The following is a 13,580-nucleotide window of genomic DNA, read 5'->3' as shown; positions in this document are numbered from 1 at the left end:
TCGTAAATTGTTAATAACTTGAAAACCAATGATTGACAAAAAAGCTGTTAAAAACTTTCTCTTACAACGAAGATGACAATTTTTTCTGAGCTATAAAACTAAAAATATAAAAAAAGATTAATGTCTTAATAATCAGATTATTACACATTAAAATGAGCGTTATAACTACAATTTTTGTAGTCAATATTTTTTTATTAACATCGATTTTGTATAGCTAATTTTTCTCTAAATAATTCGGCATTTCTTAGATGTTCGAAAGGCTTTGTGGAAAACTTTGGTAGTTAATAACGCGTATTTTAACCCAGAGATAGAAATTACCTCTAGGGCACTCATATTGAAAGAATTATCAAGCAATTATCCGACCAAAGTTTGGGTTTTGCGGCCAGCTGTTAGTTTATTTATTTCTTCTGCTATCGCAGTCGCATCGTAGCGGCATATCTGCCATAGTTCTTCTTGATCACCATGCTCTACAATATCATCTGGGATACCCAATCGCACCACTTGTGCTTGATAATTGTGCTCTGCCATAAATTCTAGGATTGCAGATCCAAATCCGCCCATCAAGCAACCATCTTCTACGGTGATTACTTTCTGAAATTTAGCAAAGATTTGATGCAACAGCTCTTCATCCAATGGTTTGACGAAGCGCATATCATAATGTGCGGGATGAATCCCTTCTTCGCTGATCTGTTTAAAGGCTTTGATGACTTCATTACCTATATGACCGAAACTTAGAACCGCTACTTCTTCGCCATCACAGATTTTGTGTCCCTTACCAATAGCAAGTTCTCTAAATGGTTTTCTCCAATCGGGCATCACGCCAGATCCTCGTGGATAACGAATGCTGAATGGCCCTTTATTTGGCAATTGTGCCGTAAACATCATATTGCGGAGCTCTTCTTCATTCATGGGTGAAGCAACTACCATATTTGGAATACAGCGCATGTACGCAATATCGTACGCGCCATGATGTGTTGGTCCATCTGCGCCAACCAAACCGGCTCTATCTAGACAGAATACGACATTTAAATTCTGTAACGCGACATCATGGATCACTTGATCGAATGCGCGCTGCATGAACGAAGAATATATATTACAAAATGGTACTAATCCTTGCGTGGCTAATCCGGCACTGAAGGTAACGGCATGTTGCTCTGCTATGCCGACATCAAATGCGCGATTTGGCATCGCCTTCATCATGATATTCATGGATGAACCACTTGGCATTGCTGGGGTGATTCCCATAATTGCCTCGTTAGATTCAGCCAATTCCACTAAAGTATGTCCGAATACATCTTGGTATTTCGGCGCTTGCGGCTTTTCGTAAATCGTTTTCTTGATCTCACCCGTGATCTTGTCGAACAAACCGGGCGCATGCCACTTGGTTTGGTCTTTCTCCGCTAGTGCATATCCTTTTCCTTTTACGGTCATGGCATGCAATAGCTTCGGTCCAGGGATATGTTTCAGATCTTCAATAGTCTTAGCCAATTGATTGACATCGTGCCCGTCTACTGGACCAAAATACCTGAAGTTAAGTGATTCAAAAAGATTAGCATTCTCCCACAACGTTCCTTTGATGGTTTGTTGCAATTTCTTTGCCCAGCCATATGCATTTGGTCCATTCTTAGAAATCTTCGCTAAAACGTTAACCAAATCGTCTCTAAATCGATTGTAACTTTTAGAAGTGGTAATATTGGTGAGGTAATCCTTCAAAGCTCCAACATTGGGGTCGATGGACATGCAATTGTCATTCAAAATAACCAAAATATTGGATTTTTCAATCCCTGCATGGTTGAGTGCTTCGAATGCCATCCCGCCCGTTAGTGCGCCATCGCCAATAATGGCTACGTGCTGACGATCGTGTTCTCCTTTGTAAGCAGAAGCCACCGCCATACCCAAGGCAGCAGAAATAGAGGTGGACGAATGTCCGACACCGAATGCGTCGTATTCACTTTCGGATCGTTTTGGAAATCCAGACAGTCCGCCTATAATGCGATTCGTATGAAAATTTTCTCTTCTCCCTGTTAGAATTTTATGACCATAAGCTTGGTGACCAACATCAAACACGATTTGGTCATACGGTGTATTGAGCACATAATGTAGCGCTACAGTCAGCTCGACCACACCCAAACTAGCTGCAAAGTGCCCACCATTTACCGAAACTATGTCAATAATATATTGCCGCAAATCAGAACAAACTTCCTCTAGGTCAGTCTCTTTCAATTTTCGTAAATCGGATGGGAATATAATATTCTTTAGTTTGGATCCAATCTCTATGCTCATAAGGGAGAAATGTTCAAAATAGATTACAAAGTAACAAACTTATTAACAATATACATAACTAAATGTTTCTGCTACTCAAGATGGTTCGTGGTGTTGGGGAGGTTTTAATGTATAAAGATGATGTGTAGTTTCTCTTACAAGAAACTACCTTTTTTAATTCGTTTGGCAGTTTATTTCAGCTTATCCAGCACTTGCTTTAAATATCTATAATGCTCATCCGAATGCAAATATCTCAATTTAAGAATGGATTCATATCCTGTTTTTAGTACAGATACATTGGCGTTGGCGAATTTTTCCAGCAAGTTTTGCAAGGTATCTTCCTCCAAATATCCATCGACAATACCTAATGATGCCGCTTCTTCAGCAGAAAAATAATCAGTATTCAAACACAATTGTAACACTTTCTTTTCTGGTACGACGCGAAGCAAACTTGCCATTACTTGAAACGGAAATATGCCAAGATCCAATTCAGGAAGCCTAAAACGTACTTCTGGTTTGGCCAATACATAGGTACATCCGAGTACATACAAAAATCCGCCAGCAATCACATCTCCTTCTACTACGGCGATGGAAGGTTTATACAATTTTGTTAACACTTCTCCTAAGGAGATATCTATAGGAGGAATGGCTTCATTTCTGACATCCAGACTTTCATCGCGAAATGTCTTGAGATCCATTCCGGCACAAAAAACTGGTCCTTCTGCAGAAAGCACGACGACCGTGATCTCATCATCCTGATTGATCTGCTCCACCACATGTGCTATTTCGCTAATCGTAGCAGGTGTAAATGCATTCCGCTTCGCAGGACGCGCCAAGATCAAGTGAAAAATGTGTCCTTCTTTACGGGTTTTGATGTAATGGTACGGTGTTTCCATGGCCTCAATGATGACTTATAGTTGGCTTCACTAATTCTTGAAACGCTGTAATAATAGGTTGCAATTCTTCGATCGAACTTTTCTCGAAACGTCGTAACAGCAATTCGGTCGGCATATTTCCCACCAAATTATCCTGCGCAAACGGGCATCCTCCATAACCTAAAATAGCGCCTTCGAATTTACGGCATCCGGCTTCGTATGCGGCATCTATCTTCGCTAACGCATTTTCTGGTCTGCTATGCAGATGAATACTAGGCTTTAGATCTGGAAAATGTTGGTTTACTAGATTTAACACGTCTGTAATACTGCTTGTCGTCGCTTCTGCTGTGGTATCTGCTATGGAGAAATTGGTTATGCCTATATCCTGCAATTGTTGTATCCAATGCACTACTAAATTTGCATGCCAAGGATCATCATAAGGATTTCCGAATGCCATGGAGATATAGATCAGCATTTCTTTATTACTTGCTGCTGTTAACTCCTGCATTAACTTCACGCGATCGAAGGATTCTGCTATACTACTGTGTGTATTTCGCTGTTGAAAGGTCTCGGATATAGAAAATGGATAACCCAAATAATCAATCTGATCATGTTCTAGCGCTTCTCTCACTCCGCGTTCGTTAGCGACGATGACGGATAGTTTGGTATCATTTGTTTTCTGCAAACCTGCAATTACGGCTGCCGTATCTGCCATTTGTGGTACCGCTTTCGGTGATACAAAACTGCCTACATCGAGGCATGCAAACGCATTACTAGAAAGCAGAAGATTGATATAATCGATCTTCTGCTGCACCGGAATGTGTTGTTCTAATGCCTGAATGGCATCGCGTACACAATCTATTATTTGAATATCCTTATACGACATCTTTCTTTATTTCTCGCGCGATGACCATTTTCTGAATAGCACTCGTGCCTTCTCCAATAGTACATAGCTTCGCGTCTCTAAAATACTTCTCAGCAGCAAAATCTTTGGTAAAGCCATAGCCACCATGGATCTGCACACTTTCATTAGATACTCGGACCGCCGTTTCTGATGCATACAATTTGGCCATCGCTCCTGCTTTGGTTACTTTCTCGCCTTGATCTTTCAATATAGCAGCGTGTCTAACTAGTAATTCCGATGCTTCAATCTCGGTAGCCATATCTGCTAATTTAAACGATACATCTTGAAATTCGAAAATTGGTTTGTTGAATTGCTCTCGCTCTTGTGCATATTTCAATGCACACTCGTAAGCACCACGCGCTATGCCTAATGATAATGCGGCAATGGAAATACGTCCTCCATCCAACAATTTCAACGCTTGTACGAATCCTGTGCCTATATCGCCAATCATCTGACTTTTGTGTACGCGACAATTATCGAAAAATAAACTGGCCGTTTCGGATGCACGCATACCTAGTTTATCCATCTTCTGACCGGCAGTGAATCCAGGCGTACCTTTTTCTATGATAAAAGCTGAAACGCCGTGTTTGTCTCCCTTTTCTCCTGTTCTCACCATGACGACAGCTACATCGCCCGATATGGCATGCGTGATAAAGGTTTTGTTACCATTAATCACATAATGATCGCCATCTAAGACCCCAACAGTAGACAAACCGCCAGCATCGGAACCAGATCCTGTTTCGGTAAGGCCCCAAGCGCCAATCCATTCGCCTGTGGCGAGCTTAGGAAGATATTTTTGCTTTTGCTCTTCGTTGGCAAAGGAAAGAATATGATTTGTACACAAAGAATTGTGCGCAGCAACGGACAGGCCAATAGAGCCACATACTTTGGATATTTCATCAAGAATAGCAATATATTCTTGATAGCTTAGTCCTGCACCGCCATATTCTTCTGGCACGAGAATACCCATAAAGCCGTATTCACCCAATTTTTTGAATAAATCCACGGGAAATTTTTGGGGTTCATCCCAAGCCATGATATGCGGTTTGATATGCGCCAGCGCAAAATCTCTTGCACTCTGCCTTACCATTTGTAATTGTTCTGTATCAACTGAATTTTTCATCATAAAATTTTGCTTAGGCTCACATAGGGCGTGATAAATACTTTACAAATATTATAAAAAACAAATTAAATTTTATGATATTTATACAAATTTAACAATACAACCAGTTGTAAATTAGTATTTCAGTAGATCGCATATTGTATGGAAAACTTATTGTCTGAACTCCAAAAAAAAACAGAAACACTACGTTTGGGTGGCGGTCTCAAAAAGATCGAAAAGCACCAAGCCAAAGGTAAGATGACCGCGTGGGAACGTGTAAGCTATGTATTGGATGACGATAGTGACTATGTAGAAATTGGGAGTTTTGCGGGAGAAGATTTGTATCCAGAACATGGTGGCTGCCCGAATGGTGGCGTGGTCATCGTATTGGGTTATATACAGCAAAGATTGTGCGTCGTGGTATCTAATGATGCCACAGTAAAAGCGGGCGCTTGGTTTCCCATTAGTGCTAAGAAAAATCTGCGCGCACAAGAAATCGCCATGGAAAATCATTTGCCCATTATCTACTTGGTGGATTCGGCCGGTGTGTATCTACCGATGCAAGACGAAATATTTCCAGATAAAGAACATTTTGGACGAATTTTCAGGAATAATGCGAAGATATCGTCTATGGGGATTCCGCAAATATCGGCTATCATGGGTTCCTGCGTAGCAGGCGGCGCTTATTTACCGATCATGTCAGATTATGCACTCATTGTAGAAGGTACCGGATCGGTATTTTTAGCAGGTTCGTATTTAGTAAAATCTTCCATCGGAGAAGTGATTGGTAATGAATCTTTGGGTGGCGCGACAACGCATTGCGAAATCTCAGGCGTTACAGATAATAAATATCCTGATGACAAAAGTTGCCTTGATGCTATTCGTGGTATTGTGGATAAGTTTGGTCATCAAGATAAGGCACATTTCTCGCGTATTGCGGCAGCAGCACCAGTGCATGATGCTAACTATTTGTATGATTACTTTCCGCAGGATCGGTTAAAGCCTTATGATATGCATGAGGTGTTGAAATGTATTGTGGATAAAGGTAGTCTGGAGGAATATAAAAAGGATTACGGAAAGACGATTATCTGTGCGCTAGCGCGCGTGGATGGTTGGGCAGTAGGAATTGTAGCCAATCAGCGGCAGGTTGTAAAAGCCAAAAAGCCCGGAAATGCGACGGAAATGCAGATGGGTGGCGTGATTTATTCGGATTCTGCGGATAAATCGGCTCGCTTTATCATGAATTGCAATCAGCAAAAAATTCCGCTAGTATTCTTGCAGGATGTGACGGGTTTTATGGTAGGATCACGATCGGAACAGGGCGGAATCATAAAAGATGGCGCAAAAATGGTGAATGCTATGGCGAATTCTGTGGTGCCTAAATTCACATTTATTGTGGGTAATAGCTATGGTGCGGGCAACTACGCCATGTGTGGAAAAGCGTATGATCCACGATTGATTTATGCTTGGCCAACTGCTCAAATGGCGGTGATGAGCGGCGCTTCGGCTGGAAAAACCTTGTTACAAATTCAGGAAGCTACGCTGAAAGCGCAAAATAAAGAGCTGACTGAGCAGGAAAAAGAAGCGTTATTAGAAAAGATCAATGCAACCTATCAAAAGCAGTTGAGCCCGTATTATGCAGCAGCTCGTTTGTGGGTAGATGGTGTGATTGATCCAAAGGATACGCGTAAAATCATCTCGATGGGGATAGAAGCAGCGAATCAAAATCCGACGATGGAACGTTATAATGTAGGTGTGATACAGACGTAGGGATTGTCTTCATAAAAATCAAAAAGCGGTATAATACCGCCTTTTGATTTCTATTATTATGCCTGTTACATAGACTTCAACTCAAAATGATATAGATCAGGTCGTCGTTCCTCCTCGTAATGACGAAACTTCCGTCAGCACGAACTAGTAAGGGATCGTCTTTGCGAAACCGAGGTACGAGGTTGTGGCAATCTAAAGCATTATAATAATTTATCAATCAGAAAAAGATCGCATTGCCGTGCCTCCGCGCGATGACGTGTTACCTACTTAAACGCGTTCCATCCCTGCGCTTGCAAAGGATGTACTTTTCCGGATTTAGAGATCATCTGACAACCTGCTGATGCTTCGGTCATATGGCCAATCACGGTGATATCCAACTGGTTTTTCACTTTGTCGTAATCTGCTTGCGGAATAGTGAATAACAACTCGTAATCCTCGCCTCCACTCAAGGCACAGATCGTAGGATCTAAGCCAAATTCACGTGCCGTATCGTAAGTCATTGGATCCAATGGAATTTTATCTTCATAGATCGTACAACCGACATTAGACGCTTTTGCAATATGCAAAATCTCCGATGCCAAACCATCCGATACATCGATCATTGCATTGGGTTTGATATCCAGCTGTCTCAATAATTCGACCACGTCGCCGCGCGCATCAGGTTTCAATTGACGTTCTATAATGTAATCTTTTCCTTCCAGATCGGGCTGAATATTAGGATTTTCTAAGAAAATCTGTTTCTCGCGTTCTAACAATTGCAGACCGACATACGCTCCACCCAAATCTCCAGAAACACATAATAAATCGCCTTCTTTAGCACCCGAACGGTACGTAATATCAGCCTCATCTGCGTAGCCAATGCTCGTGACAGACAGTACCAATCCTTGCTGACTGGAGGAGGTATCGCCACCAATCAGATCGATATTGTACTTGTTGCAAGCTAATAGCGCGCCCTCATAAATCTCTTCGACGGCTTCCAATGGAAACTTGGAAGACATTCCGATCGAGAAGGTGATCTGAGAAGCCGTGCCATTCATGGCATATATATCACTCAAATTGACTTGTACGGCTTTGTATCCCAGATGTTTTAGGGGCACATAGCGCAAATCAAAATGTACGTTTTCTAATAATAAATCGGTGGAAATAAGGGTTTTCTTTCCTTCGAAATTAAGCACGGCCGCATCGTCTCCAATACCTTTAATGGAGGAAGCTTGTGTTAATGTTACCGACTGCGTCAAGTGGGCAATCAATCCAAATTCTCCTAATTCCTTGATATCTGTTTTTTCGCTATTGTCAAACATAGTATTCGTGTAAAAAGTGAATTATAATCCCAGTCGTTCCGAGATTTCCAGCATGCGTTCAATGGGTTTTTGAGCACGTTGAATCACATCTGCTGGAAGTACCACTTCAGGCAATTCGTAGTATAAGCAGTTGTACAATTTCTCCAAGGTATTCAGCTTCATGTGCGGACAATCGTTGCAAGCGCACAGATTATTCGGCGGAGCCGGAATGAATGTTTTACTTGGATTTGCTTTTTGCATTTGATGCAGAATACCCGATTCGGTGGCTACGATAAATGTATCTGCCGAATTTTCAATCGTGTATTTAAGCATTCCTGATGTGGATCCGATGTAATCGGCCTGCGCTAAAATGTGATCTTCACATTCTGGATGTGCGATGAATTTGGCGGCTGGATAATCGACTCTTAAGCCATTGATTCTATCCTGCGAAAAAATTTCATGCACCATACAAGCACCATTCCACAGCACCAAATCTCTACCGGTTTTCTTTTGTACATATGCTCCCAGATTGCGATCTGGTCCAAAGATTATTTTCTGGTCTTTGGGTAAGCTTTCTACAATTTGCACCGCGTTGCTGGAGGTACATACAATGTCGGATAAAGCTTTGAGCTCTGCCGTACAATTCACATAGGTGATCACCAAATGATCAGGATATTGCTCCTTGAATTTTGCAAATAAGTGCGGTGGACAACTATCTGATAATGAACACCCTGCTTTTAAATCTGGTAATAATACTTTTTTCGCCGGTGATAAGATTTTCGCCGTTTCGGCCATGAAATGCACACCGGCGAAAAGAATTACATCTGCCTCTGTTTTAGCGGCTTGCTGCGACAATCCCAAGCTGTCGCCAATGTAATCTGCAATATCTTGAATTTCGCTTTCCTGGTAATAATGAGCCAAGATCACGGCATTTTTTTCTTTTTTCAGACGCTCGATTTCTGCGATCAAATCTATCGATGGATCGATAGGATGATCAATATATCCTTTAGCTTCCAAAACAGTATCAAACCTATTATCCATTTTCTCTTCTATGCGCTGGTGGTAATGTTTCCTATGACAGAGGAACAGGACAAAAGTAAAGAAACAATTTCAAACGAAATCCACATTCCTTTTTTTCAATAATTAATAAATAGATTTATATAAAATGATCTTATTGTTTATTAGTGTGTGGATAATGGGGATAAGTGTTTCTATTTTCATAGTGCCGGTATACTTTTTTTGGTTTATCCACACCTTATCCACAATTTCAAATATAGATTTAAGCTGATTATCAGATATCTAGTTTTAGGTCTTTTATTTTTTCCATGTGGTAATGTGAAATCTTTGTTGTTTACATTTTGTTAATATTGGATTGATGATGTGGTAATATGTTTTCACAAATAATTGATTTTGGTATAATATTGTGGAATAAAATAAAGTTTTGCTTTTCACTCCACTGTTTATAGACATGTTTTCCACATTATTTGTTAATTTGTTGGTCTATTATTACTTCGTTTACCCATGTCTGAAAAGTGTACTGATTTCTTAATTGTTGGTTCTGGAATAGCTGGTTTAAGTTTTGCATTGAAGGCCGCTACCCTGGGTAAAGTCTTAATCGTAACCAAATCTAATGAAGATGAATCCAATACAAAATATGCGCAGGGTGGCGTAGCAGTCGTTATTGATGCATCAGATAGCTTTGCAGATCATATTGCTGATACGCATATTGCGGGCGATGGTTTGTGTGATCCTGCTGTAGTAGAGCATGTTATCAAAGAGGGACCAGATCGTATTGCCGAATTGATTGCGTACGGTACTAGCTTTGACAAAGAAGCATCAGGTAGTTATGATTTAGCCAAGGAAGGTGGACATTCAGCGCACCGTATATTACATTATAAAGATATCACTGGTTATGAAATTGAACGCGCTTTGTTAGAACGTGTACATGCTCATCCTAATATAGAGATCTTCACGCATTATTTTGCGGTAGATTTGATTACGCAGCATCATGTAGGTATACATGTGGATAAACGATCTGAAGATATCTCTTGTTATGGTATTTATGCGTTGAATACAGCAACAGGTCGTGTGGAAAAGTTCCTTTCTAAAGTGACTTTGATGGCGACTGGCGGTGCGGGACATGTCTATTCTAGTACCACAAATCCTACGATTGCAACTGGTGATGGTATTGCGATGGTATATCGTGCAAAGGGTAAGGTACGTAATATGGAATTCATTCAATTCCACCCAACAGCATTGTTTAATCCAGCAGAATATCCAGCTTTTCTGATTTCGGAAGCAGTTCGTGGTTTTGGGGGTATTCTTCGTCGTGCGGATGGTAGCTCTTTTATGGAGGAGTATGATGCGCGTGGATCGTTGGCACCTAGAGATATCGTAGCTCGTGCAATAGATTTAGAAATGAAGAAATCGGGTTTGGATTATGTTTATTTAGATATTACCCATCGTAATAAAGATGCTATTTTAGAACACTTTCCAAACATTTATGAACAATGTATGCGTATTGGTGTGGATATGTGTACGGATTTCATACCGGTATCACCAGCTGCTCATTATTTATGTGGGGGAATTATGGTAGATGGCAACGGAGCAACGAGTATTCAACATTTGTACGCTTGTGGAGAATGTGCTTCAACTGGTTTGCATGGAGCTAATCGATTGGCTTCCAATTCATTGTTAGAAGCGGCAGTTTATGCACATCGTATTTTTAAAGATGTGGAAAACCTATTCGATTCTCTTTCTCATAGAACCGGTATTCCTGAATGGGATGATGCAGATACGAGTTTATCCAACGAGGATATCCTAGTAACGCACAATTTACGTGAAACGCAAAAGCTGATGAGTGATTATGTAGGTATTGTACGTTCTGATTTTCGCTTAGAACGCGCCATGCGTCGATTGGGTTTATTATATGACGAGACTGAATCCTTCTATAAGAATACCCGTTTGTCCGTAAAACTATGTGAGCTACGAAACGTTATACAAGTAGCTTATCTGGTCGTAAAATCAGCCATGGCGCGCAAAGAAAGTCGGGGTCTACATTATACAACGGATTACCCTAATCACGCCGCCGAATTACAAGATACTGTTTACTAATTTTTAGTTTATGTCAGCTATTATTTTGCCCGTAGGCGAACATGTTCCACAGATTGCATTAGACGCTTATCTAGCCCCTAATTGTACGATTGTAGGCAATGTTACTATTGGTTCACATTGCTCCATCTGGTTTAATGCCGTTATTCGTGGAGATGTTAATTATATTAAAATAGGGCGTTACACGAATATTCAAGATAATGTAACCATTCATGGAACTTACGAAAGGAATGGTACCGATATTGGATCGTATGTCAACATTGGCCATAATGCGATTGTACATGGTTGTGTCATACATTCACACGTGTTAGTAGGTATGGGTGCGATTGTGATGGATCTTGCTGTGGTGCAAAGTCACGTGATTATTGCTGCTGGTGCAGTTGTATTAGAAAACACAGTTTGCGAATCAGGCTATCTTTATGCTGGTGTACCAGCGAAGAAAATTAAGCCATTGACTGACGAGCAGTTGTCCCTGATCGATAAACTGCCACATAATTATGTAAAGTATAGTTCGTGGTTTAAAGATGAAGGTGCTATTTAACGTATATTAAATAGCACATCTATCGTCTCATTTTGTTCCCAGTTGGCTCGGATGGTAAAAGTTCTGTCTAAGTACCAAATCGGCTCTTGATTAGTCAATGTCCATACGTCAGCCGGATCCCATTTGCCATTTCTATTGCGATCCCAAATCACACGAATACTGTATTTTCCAGTTGGATATTTCCGGTAAGCCAATTGATGATTTGTTGGTAATATCTGTGATTCAAAGATCTTCTCTTTATTTTCTGAAATCAATTCGATCACGTACTGTTGAGCCGTGTCTAGTCCATTGAATGTCAAAGCAATATCTCCGTAGCTTTCGGCTTCATTCATCGTAAATTGGATTTTTTCTTCCTTATTTACTTCTTCAAAATAGCCTTGCATCGCGCCTTCCTCGAGCGTTAATTCGTAATTTCTTTTCGGTCGCCAATTGAATCTGATGTGGTACCTTTCTGGATTGATACTGTCTACTTGCAATTGAAAATTGCGGCGTGGAATAGAATCTTCTACCAGAATAATTTTCGATTTGTCTATCTGCTTTAGGGGCGTTCCAGCTGATAACTGTATGTGTTTGACACGATCTACTTTGTTGGTGATACTAAATCTTGGCGTTATGGATCTTTCTAATTTTAGATTTCTAGGTTTACGGATAACACTTGTATCCAGTACACCTGTGATATCGGACAATTCAAATTTGACAGAATCAAAATCCAAATGTGGTAAATATACACGTACTGAGTCGTTGGTTGGTGCAAATATTGGAATTGCGTCATCGTTTATAACTGCGGGATCTAAGACTCGAACGCTTGGTTGTTCTAATATTTTATTAAAGACTAGTAGTGCCATACCAGTGCTTTCTAGTTTACGTTCTAACATCCTGAAATTTTGGATAGGCCCTTTGCTTAATTCAAGATGAATTCCGCTAGTATCACGGCGAAGTACGATACTATCCTGTAGAAAACCAATCCATTCATCTGGTGAATTGTATGTTCGGTCATTGTTTTGCTCTTTAATGGCATAAATGCGATACGTATCCTCTTTTAAGTTTTGAAGTCGAAATGTGCCGGAGGTATCTACTGTTGTAAATATGGAAGCTTTTTTCTTACCAAAAATTGAATCGCGACTGGTGGGAATCAATATGACATTGATATCTTTATCTTTCTCGGGATCGAATGATTGTGTATAACCATTGCTAACGCTCCCTTCTATGGATAGGGAATCTAATTCCGGCCCCGTTGAGAAAACGTAGGTGTAATTTAGAATTGGGTTTCCTTCATTGAAATCTACTAATCCCTTACCGAGGTTGATGGTATAGGTTGTATTTTCTTCGAGACTATCAGGTAATTGAATGTGTAGATCACGTTTGCGTATTTTGTATATAGCAGGTACATCCAAATCTGGGGAAATACTAAATTCTTTCTGCTGGTTGGTGGTTTTTACAAACTCATCAAATGTAATCTGAATTTTGCGCGCCGTAAAATTGGTGGAGAAATTTGCCGGAAGTTCTGCGAGTACATTCGGCGGGATCGAGTCTTTTGGGCCACCAGTTGGTCTCGACATGTTCGCACATTGTTGAAATGCTAGCAAAATGATGCTAGCAAGTAATAGTAAAACTATGTTCTTATTTAACGTTATTATTAGATGATTTAAGAGACTTTTACGTCTTTTGGATACACTGTCCATATTTTCTAAAATATTACTTCCAGTAAGCTTTAAATACGTTGTTATAAATATTA

Annotated in this window: 10 protein-coding genes; 3 read left to right on the top strand and 7 right to left on the bottom strand. The window is 40.4% G+C overall.

From position 1 onward, the window contains the following. Nucleotides 1–354 precede the first annotated feature (354 nt). The 4 genes from dxs to AC3IRT_RS17630 all read right to left on the bottom strand — a co-directional run bounded on the left by dxs (nucleotide 355) and on the right by AC3IRT_RS17630 (nucleotide 5,164). Complete coding sequence (gene dxs / locus AC3IRT_RS17645) at nucleotides 355–2,283, bottom strand: 1-deoxy-D-xylulose-5-phosphate synthase (protein ID WP_489394511.1); 1,929 nt, start codon at nucleotides 2,281–2,283, stop codon at nucleotides 355–357. A gap of 170 nt (nucleotides 2,284–2,453) precedes the next feature. Next, nucleotides 2,454–3,158, bottom strand: coding sequence for an enoyl-CoA hydratase/isomerase family protein (locus AC3IRT_RS17640; protein WP_489394510.1), 705 nt, complete (start codon nucleotides 3,156–3,158; stop codon nucleotides 2,454–2,456). Nucleotides 3,159–3,162: 4 nt separating this feature from the next. Beyond that, the gene (locus tag AC3IRT_RS17635; RefSeq protein ID WP_489394509.1) at nucleotides 3,163–4,023 is read right to left on the bottom strand and encodes a beta/alpha barrel domain-containing protein; all 861 of its coding nucleotides are present in this window, start codon (nucleotides 4,021–4,023) and stop codon (nucleotides 3,163–3,165) included. Beyond that, a complete protein-coding gene (locus tag AC3IRT_RS17630) occupies nucleotides 4,013–5,164 on the bottom strand; it encodes an acyl-CoA dehydrogenase family protein (protein ID WP_489396149.1) in 1,152 nt (383 codons plus the stop codon). The genes AC3IRT_RS17635 and AC3IRT_RS17630 overlap by 11 nt, the downstream gene beginning before the upstream one ends. 141 nt (nucleotides 5,165–5,305) lie before the next feature. Between AC3IRT_RS17630 and AC3IRT_RS17625 the strand changes: the two genes are divergently transcribed. Next, on the top strand, nucleotides 5,306–6,913 hold the full coding sequence (locus AC3IRT_RS17625; protein ID WP_489394508.1) for an acyl-CoA carboxylase subunit beta: 1,608 nt from the start codon (nucleotides 5,306–5,308) through the stop codon (nucleotides 6,911–6,913). A 263-nt stretch (nucleotides 6,914–7,176) separates the two neighbouring features. On the opposite strand, the gene thiL is transcribed toward AC3IRT_RS17625, so the two are convergent. Beyond that, on the bottom strand, nucleotides 7,177–8,214 hold the full coding sequence (thiL, locus tag AC3IRT_RS17620) for a thiamine-phosphate kinase (protein WP_489394507.1): 1,038 nt from the start codon (nucleotides 8,212–8,214) through the stop codon (nucleotides 7,177–7,179). Between the two features lie 21 nt (nucleotides 8,215–8,235). Then, a complete protein-coding gene (gene nadA / locus AC3IRT_RS17615; RefSeq protein WP_489394506.1) occupies nucleotides 8,236–9,234 on the bottom strand; it encodes a quinolinate synthase NadA in 999 nt (332 codons plus the stop codon). A gap of 480 nt (nucleotides 9,235–9,714) precedes the next feature. On the opposite strand from nadA, the gene nadB reads away from it, so the two are divergent. Continuing rightward, nucleotides 9,715–11,307 carry an L-aspartate oxidase gene (gene nadB / locus AC3IRT_RS17610; RefSeq protein ID WP_489394505.1) on the top strand — a complete coding sequence of 531 codons (1,593 nt, stop codon included), beginning with the start codon at nucleotides 9,715–9,717 and terminating at the stop codon, nucleotides 11,305–11,307. Between the two features lie 10 nt (nucleotides 11,308–11,317). Then, nucleotides 11,318–11,845, top strand: coding sequence for a gamma carbonic anhydrase family protein (locus AC3IRT_RS17605; protein WP_489394504.1), 528 nt, complete (start codon nucleotides 11,318–11,320; stop codon nucleotides 11,843–11,845). Here the strand turns inward: AC3IRT_RS17605 and AC3IRT_RS17600 are convergent. Then, on the bottom strand, nucleotides 11,842–13,404 hold the full coding sequence (locus tag AC3IRT_RS17600) for an Ig-like domain-containing domain (RefSeq protein WP_489394503.1): 1,563 nt from the start codon (nucleotides 13,402–13,404) through the stop codon (nucleotides 11,842–11,844). The genes AC3IRT_RS17605 and AC3IRT_RS17600 overlap by 4 nt on opposite strands. Between the last annotated feature and the right edge of the window lie 176 nt (nucleotides 13,405–13,580).

It is taken from the genome of Sphingobacterium sp. KH_072, from assembly GCF_057837975.1.
This window is presented reverse-complemented; position numbering and strand designations above follow the sequence as displayed.